This is a genomic window from Goodfellowiella coeruleoviolacea, assembly GCF_024171785.1.
GTDB lineage: Bacteria > Actinomycetota > Actinomycetes > Mycobacteriales > Pseudonocardiaceae > Goodfellowiella > Goodfellowiella coeruleoviolacea.
Window position 1 is genome coordinate 549,393 of sequence record NZ_JAMTCK010000004.1, and the last position, 17,253, is coordinate 566,645.

Consider the following 17,253-nt stretch of genomic DNA (forward strand, 5'->3'; position numbering starts at 1 on the left):
GTCCGACGTCAGTCTGCGGCCGCGGGCCACCGCGACGGGCCGGCGTCCGTCCGCGGCCACGCCCGCCGGGCGGTTGCCCCGCCGGCACGGGTCGAGCGCGGGCTCGGGTCGCCCCGCCCGCTGGCTGCGCCTCGACAGCGTGGGGTCACCGGCGGTCGGCCAGCCGATGCCGCCACGGGTGCGCCGGGAAGGTCAGGTCGAGGGCGGCCAGCAGCCACGCGCGCTCCACCCGGTCGAGATGGGGAACGACCGCCCGGAAGTCCTGCTCGTCCTTGGGGCGTGGGTTGGTGGCCTTGTAGAACAGTTGCACGCCCGGGGCCAGGTAGGGCAGCCCGTCGGGTGTTCGGCGGCCCAGCGTGGACAGGGGCCGGCGGACCCGCCGGTCCCGGCGCGACACCCAGTGGTCGCCCTCGGTCTCGTCCACCATGATCTGCAGCCGCCACGGTCCGGATGGGGCGGGCCGACACCACACGTCGTGGACGTGCGCGGGCAGCGGGTCGCGGCCGGTCCAGCGGCGCAGGGAACCTGGCGGGTCAGCCGCCCACAGTTGCCAGCCGGGCAGCACGGCGGGCACCGAGAGCAGGTCGGGTCGCAGCACCAGCGCGTCGATGTCGGCGTGCGCACGGATCCGTCGGCCAACGGCCAGTTCGATCGCGTACCCGCCGGCCAGCCACCAGCGCGGCGGAAACTCCGCGAACAACGTGGCGACCGCCGGTGGGCTGAGCGGGTCCCACGATCCGTGCACGTCCGCCATCCCAGCAGTCTGCCAGGGCCCCAGCCCGTGCGGTCGGGGCGTGTCGTGCCGGGAGGCCTCCGATGAGCGGCGCTGAGCAGGCCCGTCGAGCCCGTGCCTACCTGCTGCGCGTGGCCGAGCCGCCCGCGCTCGCGCTGGCGGGGCTGGTGGCCGAGGCGGGCCCGGTGCGGGCGGCTGACCTCGTCCGGACCGGGCAGGCACCCAGTGCGGTGGCGGGCGAGACCGCGGCCAGGCGGCACCTGGACCAGGTTGACGAGGATCTGGCCCGGGCGGCGGCCGTGGGGGCCAGACTGGTGATCCCCGAGGACGAGGAGTGGCCGGACTGGCCCTTCCTGGCCCTGCAGACGGCCGCGAGCCGCCGGATGGCCTGCGGGGTGGCTCCGCTGGCGCTCTGGGTGCGCGGCCGCGACCTGGGCGCGCTGACCGAGCGGGCGGTGGCCGTGGTCGGCTCGCGGGCGGCCAGCGGCTACGGCGAGCACGTCGCCGCCGAGTTCGGCTACGGCCTGGCCAGCCGGGGCGTCACCGTGGTGTCCGGTGCGGCCTACGGCATCGACGGGGCCGCCCACCGGGGCGCGGTCGCCGCGTCCGGTCCCACCGTCGCGGTGCTCGCCTGTGGCATCGACCTGGCTTATCCCGCCGGCCACACCGCCCTGCTGGACCGGATCACCGGTCAGGGCGCGGTGGTCACCGAGTACCCACCGGGCCTTCGGCCGGCCAGGTACCGGTTCCTGGTGCGCAACCGGCTCATCGCCGCGCTCGGCGGCGGCACGGTCGTTGTCGAGGCCGGTCAGCGCAGTGGCGCCAAGAACACCGCGGCCATCACCCGCGCGCTGGGCCGGGTGCTGATGGCGGTGCCCGGCCCGGTCACCTCGGCCTGCTCGGTGGGCTGCCACGAGTTGCTCCGCGCGGCGGAAGCCGTGCCGGTGGCCAGCGTGGACGAGATCATCGAGACCGTGGGGCGGATCGGCGCCGACCTGGTGCGCCCCGAGACCCGGCCGAGCAGTCGCACGGATGAGCTGGGCCCCGAGGCCGCGCGGGTGTACGAGGCACTGGACCGCAAACAGGGGAGCAGCCCGGACGCGGCCGCGGTCGAGTCGGGCGTGCCGCTGAGCCGGGTGCGGGCGCTGCTGCCCGAACTCGAACTGATCGGTCTGGTCGAGCGGCGCGAGTCCGGCTGGTGGCCGGTCGCGCTCCGAAAGGGGCGTGGCGATGCTTGACCTCCCCATCGCGGCGGCGCAGCGTCTTGATCCGTGCCCGCACGAGGTCCCCGCCAGCCGCACCGCGTCGAGCTATCCCGGTTGCGCGAACAACTACCGGAACGGACCAAGGAGGTGCTGGCCAGGTACGAGCGCCACCTTCAGGCGGAGCGTGGCCTGTCCCCGCACACCGTCCGTGCCTATCTCGCCGACACCGTCGCGCTGCTCGGTCACCTTCACCTGCACCTCAGCCGGAACGCCGATTCGCGGACCGACACCCGGCCCGGGCGTCCGGCCCGGTCGGACTCCGCCGTACCTGCTGCCGGCAGAGCAGACAATGCCGCTGCTCACGACACGCTGACCGGTGACGCCGAACTGGCCGACCCCGGTTCCGCTGCCAGGCCGACCCAAGATGCTGAACCGGAGAATGTCGGACGGTCCAACGCCAGGTCGGACAGGTCGTGGACATCCAGCGGTGTGCACGGCGAGCGTGGACCGATCGGTGCCGTGCGGCCTGATCCCGTGTCGTCCCCTGCCGAGCCCGCCGCTGGTGTCGGGCCCGGTGGTGCCGGGGCTGGCGCACCCGGGCCGGGTGACGCGCTGGCCGGCCTTGACCTCGGCTCGCTGCGATCCTGGCTGGCCGCGCAGCACGCCGCCGGCACCAGCAGGACCACCCTGGCGCGGCGGGCCGCGGCGGCCAGAACCTTCACGGCGTGGGCCACCCGCCAGGGGTATCTGGCTACCGATCCCGGGCCTCGGCTCGCCGCGCCCAGACCGCACCGCACCCTGCCGACCGTGCTCCGGGCAGACCAGGCGGAGGCCGCGATGCTGGCGGCGGCGGCCGGAGCCGCCGACGGCGATCCGGTTGCGCTGCGTGACCAAGCCGTGGTGGAGTTGCTCTATGCGACAGGGGTCCGAGTGTCGGAGTTGTGCGGCCTCGATCTTGACGATATCGACTACTCCCGGCGGGTGATTCGGGTACTTGGGAAAGGAAGCCGGGAACGCGCTGTTCCGTTCGGGGCGCCGGCGGAGCGAGCGGTGCGGCGGTGGCTGGACAACGGCAGACCTGCGCTGGTCAGAGCAGGTACACCAGCCGCGTTGTTCCTGGGGGTACGGGGTGGACGAGTGGATCCGAGGACAGTCAGGCGGATCGTGCACGAGGTTGTTGGGGCAGTCCCGGACGCGGTCGACACCGGACCGCACGGGCTGCGGCATTCCGCGGCGACGCACCTGCTGGAAGGGGGAGCTGACCTACGGACGGTCCAAGAACTGCTTGGTCACGCTACGCTCGCAACAACTCAGCTCTACACCCACGTCACTGTCGAGCGGCTGAAGGCGATCCATGACCGAACCCACCCCCGTTCCTGACGATGCCGGGGGAGGTTCCCGTACGGCGATCATGGCCTCCGCGGAGACACCTTCCCCCGGCGGCGAGGGCCGTCGCGCAAGTGAGCGGCGCAGCGCTGACGACGTCGAGGCGGGCATCGTCGCGCTGTGGCGCAGCTACGGCGAGAGCAGGGACCACAGCCTGAGGGACCGGCTCGTCCTGCACTACGCGCCGCTGGTGAAGTACGTGGCCGGTCGGGTGGGCACCGGGCTGCCCGCGCACGTGGACGTCGCCGACCTGGTGCAGTCGGGGATCTTCGGCCTGGTGGACGCGATCGAGAAGTTCGAGCCAGAGCGTGGCCTGAAGTTCGAGACGTACGCGATGCAGCGAATACGCGGCGCGATCCTGGACGACCTGCGGTCCCAGGACTGGGTGCCCCGCTCGGTCCGCAGTCGCGCCCGCGACGTGGAACGCGCGCTGGAACGGTTGAACGCGCGTCTGCAGCGCACCCCGACCGACGCGGAACTCGCCACCGAGATGAAGATCAGCCTCGGTGAACTGCGTGAGCTGTACGCCCAGCTGCAACTCACCAGCGTGATGGCCCTGGACGACCTGATCGGGGTGAACCGGGGCGGGACATCGCTGGCCGAGACACTGCCCGACGACCACGCCGAGGACCCCATCGCGACCCTGGTCGACCAGGACAGCCGACGCCAGCTCGCCGAGGCCATCGCCCAGCTGAGCGAGCGCGACCGCGTGGTGGTGACCCTCTACTACTTCGAGAACCTCACGCTCGCCGAGATCGGGAGGGTGCTGGGCGTGACCGAGTCACGGGTGTGCCAGCTGCACACCAGGGCGGTCCTGCGCCTGCGCAGCAAACTGGTCGAGCAGGCCGAGGGCTGAGCGGGCGCAGTCCGGTGGGCCACCCGCCCACCGCGCCACGTGCACCCGCGCACGGCACCGTCTCGGCAAGGCCGAGGCAGGTCACCGTCAGTCCGCGCTGATCCGGGTGAACACCTGCCCACCTACCAGCGGGCGTCCGTCGTCCACCGGCAGGTGGCCCCTCCGCTCACCAGAGCGAGCTGTATGGCCCGCGCGTTCTCGCCCGCACCCGCCCCAGGCGCCGGCCCGCAGGTCACCGGATCGCACCGCGCGGCGCCACACCACCGCGCGGCGCCACACCACCGCGCGGCGCCACGACGCCCGCCCTCGCGTGCTCTCCCGCGGACGGGCATCTCCCAGGCGGGTGAGCACGGTGTGGCGGGCGGCCACCGCCTGGTCAACCCCCGGCCCGCAGGCGTTCGGTGTCCTCGGGCCGCCAGGGCAGCAGGCGGACCCGGCCCGAACCGAGCAGCCCCAGCGGATCCACGTACTCGGCCCCCCGGCGAGCACCCCAGTGCAGGCACACCACCGGCCCCGTCGCCCCGGCGGCATCGGCACCCGCCCCGGGTGTCAGACCGGCACAGCCCGGGTGGCCCGGCTGCAGCAGCCCGATCACCTCCCCGCGACCCACCGGCTGACCGGCGACCACGCGCGGGCTGACCGGCTCGTAGGTGGTGCGCAGCCCACCGCCGTGGTCGAGGGAGACCAGGGGACGGCCGGCCACCTGGCCGGCGAAGACCACCACGGCCTGGCCGGCGGCCAGCACCTCGCCGCCGGCTGGCCCACCCAGGTCAACTCCCCGATGCCCAGCCGAGTACGGGGTGGCCGGCGCCTGGAAGGCCCGCAACACCGGGTGCGGCTCGGCCAGCGGCCAGGAAAAGCGCCCCGCCCTGGCGGGCGGGACGGCGTCGGCACTGGTCAGTGCCCCGTTGGCGACCAGGAAGAGCACGGCGGCGGCCAACACGACCGGGCGGACCAGCCAGCGGTGCGGGGGAGTGCGACACGACCGGGAAACCATGGGACCACCGTCTCGCGGGCGATCACCGAGGGCCAGCTGCGGTTGCGAAGCTGTGGACAACTGAGGGGGCTGTGGACAACCCGGCGCGGTGAGGGGCTCCCGTTCGGAAACTGGCGGGGGTGCGGCGTACACTTCACACGCGTCCCGTGTGTGCGGGACGACTTCGCGTGCCAGTGCGCATCCAAATTTTGATGGGTACGACGTTCGGCGGTCCCGGCAGTGGGTTGAGCCATGACGGGTCCGAGCGGCGGCACGGCACCAGGGCGGCGGATCACCCGGTCCGCTGCGACAACCGAACCGCGCGCCGGCCGGACCGGCGCGCCCGACGAAGAGGTGCGAACCCGGCCATGGCCGTCGTCACCATGAAGCAGTTGCTCGACAGCGGCGTGCACTTCGGGCACCAGACCCGCCGCTGGAACCCGAAGATGAAGCGCTACATCTTCACCGAGCGCAACGGCATCTACATCATCGACCTGCAGCAGACGCTGACCTACATCGACCGCGCCTTCGAGTTCGTCAAGGAGACCGTGGCGCACGGTGGGTCGATCCTGTTCGTGGGCACCAAGAAGCAGGCGCAGGAGGCCATCGCCAACGAGGCCCTGCGCGTGGGCATGCCCTTCGTCAACCAGCGCTGGCTCGGCGGCATGCTGACCAACTTCTCCACCGTGCACAAGCGTCTCCAGCGGCTCAAGGAGCTGGAGTCGATGGAGCAGACCGGTGGCTTCCAGGGTCTCACCAAGAAGGAGATCCTGATGCTCACCCGCGAGAAGGACAAGCTGGAGCGCACCCTCGGCGGTATCCGCGACATGCAGAAGGTGCCCAGCGCGGTGTGGGTGGTGGACACCAAGAAGGAGCACATCGCCGTTGGTGAGGCCCGCAAGCTGGGCATCCCGGTGGTGGCGATCCTGGACACCAACTGCGACCCGGACGAGGTCGACTACCCGATCCCGGGCAACGACGACGCGATCCGTTCCGCGGCACTGCTCACCAAGGTCGTCGCCGAGGCGGCCGCGGCCGGCCTGATGGCCCGCTCCGGCCGGGGCAACGCGCCGGAGGGCGAGGAGAAGCCGGAGCCCGGCGTGGCCACGGGCGAGCCGCTGACCGAGTGGGAGCAGGAGCTGCTGGCCAGCTCGGGCGCGGAGGGCGACAAGCCGGCCGAGCAGCCGGTCCAGTCCTGACCCGTCAGCACCTCACCGCAACTAGCGCGAACCTGGAAATAAAGGAACGGAAATCGCACGATGGCGAACTACACCGCGGCCGACGTGAAGCGGCTCCGCGAGGTCACCGCTGCCGGCATGATGGACTGCAAGAAGGCGCTCGAAGAGGCCGAGGGCGACTTCGACAAGGCCGTTGAGCTGCTGCGCATCAAGGGCGCCAAGGACGTGGGCAAGCGCGCCGAGCGCACCACCGCCGAGGGCCTCGTCCTCGCCGAGGACGGCGTGATGGTCGAGCTGAACTGCGAGACCGACTTCGTCGCCAAGAACGCCGACTTCCAGGCGCTGGCGGCCAAGGTGCTGGCAGCGGCCAAGGAGGCCAAGCCGGCCGACGCCGAGGCGCTGAAGGCGGCTCCGCTGGACGGCAAGACCGTGCTGGACGTCGTGCAGGAGTTCTCCGCGAAGATCGGCGAGAAGCTCGAGGTCCGTCGCGTGGTCGTGTTCGACGGCAAGGTCGCCACCTACCTGCACCGCCGGTCCCCCGACCTGCCCCCCGCCGTGGGTGTGCTGGTCGAGTACGAGGGCGACAACGAGGACGCGGCGCGCGGCGCCGGCATGCAGATCGCGGCGCTCAAGCCGCGTTACCTCACCCGCGACGAGGTTCCCGAGGACGTGGTGGCTGCTGAGCGGCGCATCGCCGAGGAGACCTCCCGCGCCGAGGGCAAGCCCGAGCAGGCCCTGCCCAAGATCGTCGAGGGTCGGGTCAACGGCTTCTTCAAGGACGTGGTGCTGCTGGAGCAGCCGTCCGTGCAGGAGTCCAAGAAGACCGTGAAGGCCGTGTTGGACGAGGCCGGCGTCACCGTGAAGCGGTTCGCCCGGTTCGAGGTTGGGCAAGCCTGACCGGTTGGCCGACAGTGCCGAAGTTCCACAGTTGTGCCCCGCTCTAGGGCATCTAGGGCGGGGCACAGCCACGCAAGGAGGACGGGTGACGGACGACAGGGCGCGCATGGGCGGCTACCGGCGAGTACTGCTCAAGCTCGGCGGTGAGATGTTCGGCGGCGGCGCGGTGGGCGTCGACCCGGACGTGGTCTACACGATCGCCAGACAGATCGCTGAGGTGGTCCGCTCCGGTGTGCAGGTCGCCGTGGTGATCGGGGGCGGCAACTTCTTCCGGGGCGCCGAACTGCAGCAGCGCGGCATGGACCGGGACCGCGCGGACTACATGGCCATGCTCGGCACGGTCATGAACTGCCTGGCGCTCCAGGACTTCCTGGAGAAGGAGGGGCTGCCCACCAGGGTGCAGACCGCCATCACCATGGGGCAGGTGGCCGAGCCCTACATCCCGCGACGCGCCGAACGTCACCTGGAAAAGGGGCGCGTGGTCATCTTCGCCGCCGGCGTGGGCATGCCGTACTTCTCCACGGACACGGCCGCGGCCCAGCGAGCCCTGGAGATCGGCTGCGACATCGTCCTGATGGCCAAGGCGGTGGACGGCGTGTACACGGACGACCCCAGGACCAACCCGGACGCCCGGATGTTCGAGCACATCACCCACCGTGAGGTGCTGGAGCGTGGCCTGAAGGTGGCCGACGCGACCGCGTTCAGCCTCTGCATGGACAACAACATGCCCATACTGGTGTTCAACCTGCTGACCGAGGGGAACATCGCCCGCGCCGTGCATGGTGAGAAGATCGGCACGTTGGTCAGCACCCCCGGCAGCCGGCCCACGCACTAGACCTGCTGAGATCTTCCTCATCGTCAACAGCGTCCGGCCGTGGCCCCGGCCCGCGACACCTAGGAGAAGCCGTGATCGACGAAACACTCCTCGATGCCGAGGAGAAGATGGAAAAAGCGGTCTCCGTGGCCAAGGAGGAGCTCGCGTCGGTGCGCACCGGCAGAGCTACCCCGTCGATGTTCGCTCGCATCCTCGTTGACTACTACGGTTCGCCAACCCCGCTGAACCAGCTGGCGAGCGTCAACATCCCCGAGGCCAGGATGGCCGTGATCAAGCCCTACGACCTCAGCCAGCTCGGCGCGGTCGAGAAGGCGATCCGCGACTCGGATCTCGGCGTGAACCCGAGCAACGACGGCACGATCATCCGCGTGGTGATTCCCCAGCTGTCCGAGGAACGCCGCAGGGACATGGTGAAGATCGCCAAGAGCAAGGGCGAGGACGCCAAGGTCTCCATCCGCAACATCCGCCGCAAGGCCAAGGACGAGCTGGACCGCATCGTCAAGGACGGCGAGGCCGGCGAGGACGAGGGGGCACGCGCGGAGAAGGAGCTGCAGCACCTCACCGACAAGTACGTCGCGCAGGTCGAGGACCTGGTGCAGCACAAGGAATCCGAGCTGCTAGAGGTTTAGGGCAACCAGCCGACCAGCGGGCACATGGCCCTGTCTGATCAGGGGTCGGCCAGCGGAGTGGGCCAGATCCCTGCTCGGAAGCGCGTTAAGGAGAACCAGGTGTCAGCCGGCGGTGAGCACGACACGCCCGGTCCGTCCTCGAACGGCTCGGGTGCCTCCTCGTCACGGGCCGGGCGTGATCTCCGGGCCGCCATTGCCGTGGGTGTCGGTCTTGGCGCGATCGTGCTGGTCGCTCTGCTGGCCGTGCGGTACGTGTTCGTCGGTGTCGCGGCTGTGGCCGTGGTCGTGGCCACCGTGGAACTGGCTGGCGCGTTGAAGCGCGGTGCCGGCATCCAGGTCGCGTTGCCGCCGGTGTTGGTTGGCGGTCAGGCGATGATCTGGCTGTCGTGGCCGTTTGAGCGTGCCGGACTCGTCACCGCGTTCGTGGTGACCATCCTGGTGTGTCTGATCTGGCGGTTCCGCGGTGGCGTCGACGGTTACCTGCGGGACGTCACCGCGTCGGTGTTCACCCTCGCGTACGTGCCGCTGTTCGCGTCGTTCGCGGTCATGCTGGTCACTCCCGAGGACGGCGCGTTCCGGGTGCTGTGCTTCCTGATCGGTGTGGTCTGCTCGGACACGGGCGGTTATGTGGCCGGGGTGTTGGCCGGGCGACACCCCATGGCCCCGTCGATCAGCCCGAAGAAGTCCTGGGAGGGCTTTGCCGGTTCGGTGGTGGCCGGCGTGCTCGGCGGCACGCTGTCGGTGACCCTGCTGCTGGACGGCCAGTGGTGGCAGGGTGCGTTGTTCGGCCTGGCCGTCGTGGTCTCGGCGACCGTGGGTGACCTGGTCGAGTCGCTGATCAAGCGGGACCTGGGCATCAAGGACATGGGCAACCTGTTGCCCGGGCACGGCGGGTTGATGGACCGGCTGGACTCGCTGCTGCCCTCGGCGGTGGTGTCCTGGCTGCTGCTGCACGCACTGGTGCCGGCCTGAGCCGACCGCGGTGCGTGGCGTGCCCAGCCCGGTGTCGCCTCGTCCGTTGGTGTGCCGCCCGGCGTCGTGCGGTGCGGCCGCGTCCCTCGTCGGGCCCGCCCAGCCGCCTGCTCTCTGCCAGCCCACCCGTGCCGATGCCGGCCCGTCGCCACCGTGCCGGAGCCGGCCGGCACCGTGGCGACACAAGCCACCCAGGCCGTGACAAGCAGACCCCAGGCCGGGGCAGCAGCCACCCAGGCCGCGACAGCAGACCTCAAACCGGGGCCCGCGCCCCAGCCACGCCAACCCCATCCAGCCCCCACCCTCACCGGGGGGCGTCCCCTGGACCAGCCTACTGACGGTGGGGGTGGGCGGCGAGGGGGTGACGGCCGGCTGTGGACAGCTGCGGCGCCTGTGGACAACCCGAGACACGATCGTGGGCATTTCGGAGCGGTGCGGACAGCCGCCGGTAGAATCGTTGCCCGTTTCGCTCGGCCGCCGACATAGAGTCGTGGACGTGAGGGGACTAGTTCGCGCCGCGCTGTCAGCCGTTCGCCCGGTCGATGTCGTGCCCAGCCCCAACATCTGGCACTGGCCCGACACCTACGAGGTGGAGAACCACGCCCAGGACGTTGACGGCGCGATCTGGCGGGCGTTGCGGGCCGCCTGTGACTGGGCCGGGCGGGACGTGGTGGACGTCGGCTGCGGCGACGGCTTCCACCTGCCCGTCTTCGCCGCCACCGCGCGCCACGTGACCGGGGTGGAGCCACATCACCCGCTGGTGCGGCGCGCCCGGCAGCGCGTCAGCGACCTGGCCAACGTGCGGGTCCTGGCCGGGCCGGCCCAGCGGCTGCCACTGCCCGACTCCAGCGCCGACCTGGTGCACGCGCGCACGGCCTACTTCTTCGGGCCCGGCTGCGAGCCAGGGCTCGCCGAGGCAGAACGCGTGCTGCGGCCCGGCGGAACCCTGGCGATCGTTGATCTGGACGCTGCCGCCCCGCCCTACGGCCCCTGGTTACGGGCCGACCTGCCGCAGTACGACCCGGACGAGGTGGAGGGCTTTTTCGCGGACAACGGATTCAGCCTGACCCGGGTCACCACGCTGTGGCGGTTCGAACGCCGGGCCGATCTGGAAGCCGTGTTGCGAATCGAGTTCTCCGCACCCGTGGCCGAGCGGGCCATCGCCGAGATCACCGGTCTGAGCTTTCCGGTGAGCTACCGGCTGCACGTCCGCCGCAAACCGACCGGCTTGATTCTGCTCTAGCTCCCGCACGGGCCGGGGCCGGCGGCCGGGGCCGGGACGGGTCAGGACTCGGGCTCGGGTTCGAGGCCCTCCTCGTCGGACTCGCCGAGGATCGCGTAGATCCGCCGCCGCGCCTCGTTGACCGCCTCGACCGCGCGGGCCTTCTGCTCGGCGGTGCCCTGGCCGGACATCTGGTAGACGGCGGCGGCCAGCTGGGCCAGTGCCTTGCGCAGGCTCAGCTCGGACGGCTCCACCTCGCCAACCGCCTCGGCGGCCTGCTGCCAGGGCGGGTTGTCCTGCTGCTTGGCCGCCTCGGCCTGGCCCGCCTCGGTCAGCGTGAACAGCTTCTTGCCCCCGGCCTCCTCGCTGGCGCTGACCAGCCCCTCGTCCGCGAGCAGTTGCAGGGTCGGGTAGACCGAGCCAGGGCTCGGCCGCCACAGGCCGTTACTGCGCTCGGTGATCTGCTGGATCATCTCGTAGCCGTGCATGGGCCGCTCGGCCAGCAGCGCCAGCACGGCCGCGCGCACGTTGCCCCGTCGCTGGCGGCCACCGCCGCCCCGGCCGCCACCCCGGCCGTGGCCACCGCCCCAGGGACCGAAGCCGGGAAAGCCGGGGAAGCCGAACCCGTGCTCCCCCCGGCCGGGACGACCACCGGGAAAGCCGGGGAACCGGCCGCCCGGCCAGGCACCGGGGTGACCGGGCTCGGGTGGTTCCGGTGGTACCGGGGGGAACGGCGGGGTGAACCGGGCCGAGGGCAGCTCGGCGTCCGCGCCGCGGCCGAACGGGAAACCGGCGGGACCGAAGCCGCCGAACCCGCCGAAGCCGCCGTGCCGACCGCCGCCGCGGTGGGGGTGGTGCCGGCGCGAACCGGAGAAGGGCCGGTGCGGGCCGTCGAGCATCTCGTGCATGGGTTTGTCCTCCTGGGAACCGGGCTCGCGATCGGATCCGCAAGCCGATAGCTCAACGATATATCGACGAAGTATCGAGATGCAACGGTGAACGCGGTGTCGGCGGCCACCCCGGGTGGGTCGGAACTGTCAGGCGCCGCGGCTGCGGTCGTCGGCACGACCATCCATCCGGCCACCCGCTCTGCGGGCCCGCCGCTGGTCACCACCTGGGCGCCGTGCTCGCCGCCGGGATCTGCGCGGTGACCGCGCTGGCAGCCGGGGCCGGCGGGCGTGGGCCGGGCCCGGCCGGGGCCACACCTTGACCGGGCCGGGCGGTCGCGGGCTCGTGAGACACTGGACGGTGCCATGACTTCGCTGCCACTCGTGTTCGACGCGCCCAAGCGCGCCCTGCCGCCCCGACACCTCGCCGACCTGTCCGCCGCCCAGCGCAAGGAGGCCGTGGTCTCCCTGGGGGAGAAGCCGTTCCGGGCCCGGCAGCTGTCCCACCACTACTTCGCCAGGCTGACCGCGGACCCGCAGGCCATGACCGACATCCCGGCCCAGACCAGGGACCGGCTGGCCGGGGAGCTGCTGCCCGACCTGCTCACCCCGGTGCGGCAGATCACCTGTGACGACGGCACCACCCGCAAGACCCTGTGGCGGGCGCACGACGGCACGCTGGTGGAGAGCGTGCTCATGCGCTACCCGGACCGCACCACGCTGTGCGTGTCCAGCCAGGCGGGCTGCGGCATGGCCTGCCCGTTCTGCGCCACCGGCCAGGGCGGGTTGCAGCGCAACCTGTCCACCGCCGAGATCGTCGAGCAGGTCAGGTCGGCGGCTGCCGCCATGCGCGACGGTGAGCTGCCCGGACCGGACGGTCGGCCGGCGCCCGGACGCCTGTCCAACATCGTGTTCATGGGCATGGGCGAGCCGCTGGCCAACTACCGGCGGGTGGTCGACGCGGTGCGCCGCATCTGCGACCCGGCTCCCGACGGCCTGGGCATCTCCCAGCGGTCGGTGACCGTGTCCACGGTCGGCCTGGTGCCGGCGATCCGCAAGCTCACCGAGGAGGGGCTGCAGGTCCGGCTCGCGGTGTCCCTGCACACTCCCGACGACGAGCTGCGGGACACCCTGGTGCCGGTCAACACCCGGTGGAAGGTGGCCGAGGTGCTCCAGGCGGCCAGGGGGTACGCCGACCGCACCGGGCGCCGGGTGTCCATCGAGTACGCGCTCATCCGGGACGTCAACGACCAGCCGTGGCGCGCCGACCTGCTCGGCAAGCTGCTGCACCGGCACCTCGGCCAGTTCGCGCACGTCAACGTGATCCCGTTGAACCCGACACCGGGCAGCAAGTGGGACGCCAGCCCCAAGCCGGTGGAACGCGAGTTCGTCCGCCGGGTCAACGAGCAGGGCGTGGCCTGCACCGTGCGGGACACCCGGGGCCAGGAGATCGCCGCTGCCTGCGGTCAGCTCGCGGCCGAGGGCTGAGCACGATCCGCCGGGCACGATCCGCTGGGCACCGGCCGGGGACGGTCGATCGGCATCCCGGGGCAGGAGTGCGGGGTCGGTCGGACCGGGCGGGTGTGTCCAGGGAGTGCCCGACGGCGTTCGCGCGGCGGGTGATCCGGTCGGCGGCCACGGCGCGGACCGCGGCCGTGGCCGTCGATGCCGCGGCGCTGTCGCACGACACCGGCGGCTGGACGAGTGGTGGTGGGGCGGACAGCGGGGCGGACCGGCTGGGCGCTGATGCGCGACCGGCCCGGGGCCACCGCGTGGGGCGGGGCACCGGGCCGGGTCGGTGAGCGACGCGCGTCAGCGGCGCCAGGCGGTACGGCGCCGTGCCCGGAGGTAGATCAGGCCGATGGCCATGGCCACCCCCACGCCGATCAGCCAGATGTCCTCGGTCCGACCGTGGTGGTTGCCGATCAGCATCAGGAAGCAGAAGATCGTCGACAGCCAGCCGGCGATCTGGATGCCCCGGGGAAACGTGCCGTGCCAGCCCCACTCCGCCGATGGCTCGTCATGCGGGTCCACGGTCCGGGCGGGACGCTTGTCCAGCTCCGAGGTCGCCACGTTCCCTCCAGTGCCCTCGTTGTAGTGGTGCTGTTCGGTTTCCGGCTCATCGTCGCACATCCGGCGGCTGACCCCGGTCAGCGGGAGTGTGCCGACGGCCACCAACCGGAACCGGTAGCCGGTCGGGAACAATGAGCGATGATGCGGAACACAAACACACCGGCCCAGAGCACCACCGAGCGCGGTGCCGGCCGCTCCATCCTCGTTCTCGGCTCGACCGGCTCGATCGGCACGCAGGCACTGGATGTCGTGGCGGCCAACCGGGACCGGTTCCGGGTCGCCGGACTGGCCGCGGGCGGGTCCGATCCCGCCACCGTGGCCGCTCAGGCGCTGGACTTCGCGGTCGACGCGGTGGCGTTGACCAGGGCGACCGCCGTGGAGGACCTGCAGCTCGCGCTGTACGCGCAGGCGGAGAAGCGGGGCTATCCGCGCGGTGAGTTCCGGCTGCCCCGGATCTTCGCCGGGCCGGACGCGGTGACCGAACTCATCGCGGCCACCCCGGTGGACGTGGTGCTCAACGGCATCACCGGCTCCCAGGGCCTGGCGCCCACCCTGCAGGCCCTGGCCACCGGCGCCAGCCTGGCCCTGGCCAACAAGGAGTCGCTGGTCGCGGGCGGGCCGCTGGTGCTGGCCGCGGCCGCGCCCGGCCAGATCGTGCCGGTCGACTCCGAGCACTCGGCGCTGGCGCAGTGCCTGCGCGGCGGCCGGGAGGACGAGGTGGCCCGGCTGGTGCTCACCGCCTCGGGCGGCCCGTTCCGGGGGCGTTCCGCCGCGGAACTGGTCGACGTCACCGTGGAGCAGGCACTGGCCCACCCCACCTGGGCGATGGGCCCGGTGGTGACCGTGAACTCGGCCACCCTGGTCAACAAGGGCCTGGAGCTGATCGAGGCGCACCTGCTGTTCGGCGTGCCCTACGACCGCATCGACGTGGTCGTGCACCCGCAGTCGATCGTGCACTCCATGGTCACGTTCACCGACGGCTCCACCCTGGCCCAGGCCAGCCCGCCGGACATGCGGCTGCCCATCGCGCTCGGGCTGGACTGGCCCAACCGCGTCGCCGGCGCGGCCAAGCCGTGTACCTTCGAGATGCCGACCGCGTGGACGTTCGAGCCGCTGGACAACGAGACGTTTCCCGCGGTCCAACTCGCCAGGCAGGCCGGCATCGGCGGTGGGTGCCTGCCCGCGGTCTACAACGCGGCCAACGAGGAGGCCGTGGCGGGCTTCCTGGCCGGTCAGACGGGCTTCACCAGCATCATGGAGACCGTGCAGGGGGTTCTCGCCGAGGCGGACCAGTGGCGCGCCGAGCCCGCGTCCGTGGACGAGGTGCTGGCCGCCGAGCAGTGGGCGCGCGCCCACGCGCAGGAACGGCTCGCCGCGGCGGTCCGGTCAGGAAGGGACTGAGGTTGTTCTGGTACATCCTGGGGATCGTGCTGTTCGCGCTGGGCATCGGGGTGTCCGTCGCACTGCACGAGTTCGGTCACCTGCTGACCGCCAAGGCGTTCGGCATGAAGGTCACCAGGTACTTCATCGGCTTCGGCCCCAAGCTGTTCTCGTTCCGGCGGGGTGAGACCGAGTACGGCTTCAAGGTCATCCCGCTGGGCGGGTTCTGCGAGATCGTCGGCATGACCGGGCTGGACGAGGTGCCCGCCGAGGACGCGCCCAGGGCGTTCTACCGCCAGCGCGTCTGGAAGCGGGTGGTGGTGCTGGCCGCCGGCGCGTTCACCCAGTTCATCCTGGGTTTCGTGGTGCTGTACCTGGCCGCGATGACCACCGGGCTGCCCAACGACAAGGCGATCGTGTCCCAGGCCGCCGACTGCGTGGCGCGCACCCAGGACGTCAACACCGGCGAGTACGCCCCCTGCACCCCGGGCACCGACCCGGCGCCGGCCAAGGCCGCCGGCATCCAGGAGGGCGACCAGATCGTGGCGGTGGCCGGCAAGACCACCCCCACCTACGTGGACGTGCAGGCCGAGCTGAGCACGCACCGCGGCCAGACCGAGGTGACCGTGCTGCGTGACGGCGAGCAGCGCACCCTGACCGTGGACGTGGCCGCCGTGGAGCGGCGCACCAGGGCCGCCGACGGCAAGATCGTGCTGGCCGAGACCGGCGCGCTGGGTGTGCAGTTCCCCACCCAGCTCACCTACAACGGGCTCACCGCCGTGCCGGCCAGCGTGCGGTTCACCGGCATGATGTTCGAGAACACCTGGCAGGGCCTGCTGCGCCTGCCGGAGAAGCTGCCGGCCGTGGTCAGTGCCATCATGGGCGAGGAACGCGACCCGAACAGCCCGGTGAGCGTGGTCGGCGCCACCAGGATCGGTGGCGAGGCCGCCGAGCAGGGCATCTGGTGGCTGTTCCTGCTGCTGCTGGCCAGCCTGAACTTCTTCATGGGTGTGTTCAACCTGCTGCCACTGCTGCCCATGGACGGCGGGCACATCGCGGTGAACGTCTACGAGCGGGTCCGGGACTGGCTGCGGCGGCTGCGCGGCAAGCCGGCCGGCGGACCGGTCGACTACACCAAGCTGCTCCCGCTGACCTACGTGATGGTCTTCCTCGGCGGCGCCATGGTGCTGCTGACGGTGACCGCCGACATCATCAACCCCATTCGGCTGCCCAGCTGACTACAGCCCAGCTGACCAGCCAGAAAGACTTGTGAGGAAGGTGCGGTTCGCCATGACCGACGGTGTGCTGTTGGGGATGCCCGCGCTGCCGCCTCCGGTGCTCGCCGAGCGGCGCAAGACCCGTCAGCTGATGGTCGGCTCGGTCGGCGTGGGCAGCGACCACCCCATCTCGGTGCAGTCGATGACCACCACGGTCACCGCGGATGTCAACGCCACGCTGCAGCAGATCGCGGAGTTGACCGCGGCCGGCTGTGACATCGTGCGGGTGGCCTGCCCGTCGCAGGACGACGCGGACGCGCTGCCGGCGATCGCGCGCAAGTCGCAGATCCCGGTGATCGCCGACATCCACTTCCAGCCCAAGTACGTGTTCGCCGCGATCGAGGCCGGGTGTGCCGCGGTGCGGGTGAACCCGGGCAACATCAAGAAGTTCGACGACAAGGTCAAGGAGATCGCGCAGGCCGCCAAGGACCACGGCACGCCGATCCGGATCGGGGTCAACGCGGGCTCGCTGGACCCTCGGCTGCTGGCCAAGTACGGCAAGGCCACGCCCGAGGCGCTGGTGGAGTCGGCGCTGTGGGAGGCCTCGCTGTTCGCCGAGCACGACTTCCACGACATCAAGATCTCGGTCAAGCACAACGACCCGGTGGTCATGGTGCGGGCCTACGAGTTACTGGCCGAGTCCTGCGACTACCCGCTGCACCTGGGGGTGACCGAGGCGGGGCCGGCGTTCCAGGGCACCATCAAGTCGGCGGTGGCCTTCGGCGCGCTGCTGCGGCAGGGCATCGG

The 17,253-nt window shown here is 71.6% G+C and carries 17 protein-coding genes and 1 pseudogene; 14 read left to right on the top strand and 4 right to left on the bottom strand.

The window, feature by feature from the left end; all coding sequences use genetic code 11:
• Positions 1–145: 145 nt before the first annotated feature.
• Positions 146–754 carry a nucleotidyltransferase domain-containing protein gene (locus LX83_RS11355; protein WP_253770107.1) on the bottom strand — a complete coding sequence of 203 codons (609 nt, stop codon included), beginning with the start codon at positions 752–754 and terminating at the stop codon, positions 146–148.
• 62 nt (positions 755–816) lie between these two features.
• Between LX83_RS11355 and dprA the strand changes: the two genes are divergently transcribed.
• The 4 genes and pseudogenes from dprA (at position 817) to whiG (ending at position 4,180) form a co-directional block, all read left to right on the top strand.
• Complete coding sequence (gene dprA, locus LX83_RS11360) at positions 817–1,971, top strand: DNA-processing protein DprA (RefSeq protein ID WP_253770109.1); 1,155 nt, start codon at positions 817–819, stop codon at positions 1,969–1,971.
• Positions 1,972–2,085: 114 nt separating this feature from the next.
• Positions 2,086–2,178 (top strand): annotated as a pseudogene (locus tag LX83_RS38660) (site-specific integrase); the annotation flags it as partial.
• A gap of 294 nt (positions 2,179–2,472) precedes the next feature.
• Complete coding sequence (locus LX83_RS37790; RefSeq protein WP_407649528.1) at positions 2,473–3,318, top strand: tyrosine-type recombinase/integrase; 846 nt, start codon at positions 2,473–2,475, stop codon at positions 3,316–3,318.
• Positions 3,319–3,349: 31 nt separating this feature from the next.
• A complete protein-coding gene (gene whiG / locus LX83_RS11370; protein ID WP_253770111.1) occupies positions 3,350–4,180 on the top strand; it encodes an RNA polymerase sigma factor WhiG in 831 nt (276 codons plus the stop codon).
• A 376-nt stretch (positions 4,181–4,556) separates the two neighbouring features.
• Here the strand turns inward: whiG and LX83_RS11375 are convergent, their stop codons facing one another.
• Positions 4,557–5,177, bottom strand: coding sequence for a M23 family metallopeptidase (locus LX83_RS11375; protein ID WP_253770113.1), 621 nt, complete (start codon positions 5,175–5,177; stop codon positions 4,557–4,559).
• 347 nt (positions 5,178–5,524) lie between these two features.
• On the opposite strand from LX83_RS11375, the gene rpsB reads away from it, so the two are divergent.
• The 6 genes from rpsB (at position 5,525) to LX83_RS11405 (ending at position 10,910) form a co-directional block, all read left to right on the top strand.
• On the top strand, positions 5,525–6,355 hold the full coding sequence (rpsB, locus tag LX83_RS11380; RefSeq protein ID WP_253770115.1) for a 30S ribosomal protein S2: 831 nt from the start codon (positions 5,525–5,527) through the stop codon (positions 6,353–6,355).
• 60 nt (positions 6,356–6,415) lie between these two features.
• The gene (gene tsf, locus LX83_RS11385; RefSeq protein WP_253770117.1) at positions 6,416–7,231 is read left to right on the top strand and encodes a translation elongation factor Ts; all 816 of its coding nucleotides are present in this window, start codon (positions 6,416–6,418) and stop codon (positions 7,229–7,231) included.
• Positions 7,232–7,337: 106 nt separating this feature from the next.
• Positions 7,338–8,066, top strand: a complete 729-nt coding sequence (gene pyrH, locus LX83_RS11390; RefSeq protein ID WP_253770206.1) for a UMP kinase — start codon at positions 7,338–7,340, stop codon at positions 8,064–8,066.
• Positions 8,067–8,137: 71 nt separating this feature from the next.
• Positions 8,138–8,695, top strand: coding sequence for a ribosome recycling factor (frr, locus tag LX83_RS11395; RefSeq protein WP_253770119.1), 558 nt, complete (start codon positions 8,138–8,140; stop codon positions 8,693–8,695).
• Positions 8,696–8,794: 99 nt separating this feature from the next.
• Complete coding sequence (locus tag LX83_RS11400; protein ID WP_407649524.1) at positions 8,795–9,667, top strand: phosphatidate cytidylyltransferase; 873 nt, start codon at positions 8,795–8,797, stop codon at positions 9,665–9,667.
• Positions 9,668–10,163: 496 nt separating this feature from the next.
• Positions 10,164–10,910 carry a class I SAM-dependent methyltransferase gene (locus tag LX83_RS11405; RefSeq protein WP_253770121.1) on the top strand — a complete coding sequence of 249 codons (747 nt, stop codon included), beginning with the start codon at positions 10,164–10,166 and terminating at the stop codon, positions 10,908–10,910.
• Between the two features lie 41 nt (positions 10,911–10,951).
• Here the strand turns inward: LX83_RS11405 and LX83_RS11410 are convergent, their stop codons facing one another.
• Complete coding sequence (locus LX83_RS11410) at positions 10,952–11,797, bottom strand: PadR family transcriptional regulator (RefSeq protein WP_253770122.1); 846 nt, start codon at positions 11,795–11,797, stop codon at positions 10,952–10,954.
• 345 nt (positions 11,798–12,142) lie between these two features.
• Here LX83_RS11410 and rlmN point away from each other — a divergent pair, with 345 nt between their 5' ends.
• Complete coding sequence (rlmN, locus tag LX83_RS11415) at positions 12,143–13,264, top strand: 23S rRNA (adenine(2503)-C(2))-methyltransferase RlmN (protein WP_253770123.1); 1,122 nt, start codon at positions 12,143–12,145, stop codon at positions 13,262–13,264.
• A gap of 324 nt (positions 13,265–13,588) precedes the next feature.
• Here the strand turns inward: rlmN and LX83_RS11420 are convergent, their stop codons facing one another.
• A complete protein-coding gene (locus tag LX83_RS11420; protein ID WP_308203953.1) occupies positions 13,589–13,981 on the bottom strand; it encodes a DUF2631 domain-containing protein in 393 nt (130 codons plus the stop codon).
• Positions 13,982–13,990: 9 nt separating this feature from the next.
• On the opposite strand from LX83_RS11420, the gene dxr reads away from it, so the two are divergent.
• The 3 genes from dxr to ispG form a co-directional block, all read left to right on the top strand.
• Positions 13,991–15,250, top strand: a complete 1,260-nt coding sequence (gene dxr / locus LX83_RS11425) for a 1-deoxy-D-xylulose-5-phosphate reductoisomerase (RefSeq protein ID WP_253770124.1) — start codon at positions 13,991–13,993, stop codon at positions 15,248–15,250.
• A 2-nt stretch (positions 15,251–15,252) separates the two neighbouring features.
• On the top strand, positions 15,253–16,467 hold the full coding sequence (locus tag LX83_RS11430; protein WP_253770125.1) for a M50 family metallopeptidase: 1,215 nt from the start codon (positions 15,253–15,255) through the stop codon (positions 16,465–16,467).
• A 52-nt stretch (positions 16,468–16,519) separates the two neighbouring features.
• The coding region (ispG, locus tag LX83_RS11435; protein ID WP_253770126.1) for a flavodoxin-dependent (E)-4-hydroxy-3-methylbut-2-enyl-diphosphate synthase at positions 16,520–17,253 on the top strand (734 nt) is incomplete at its 3' end.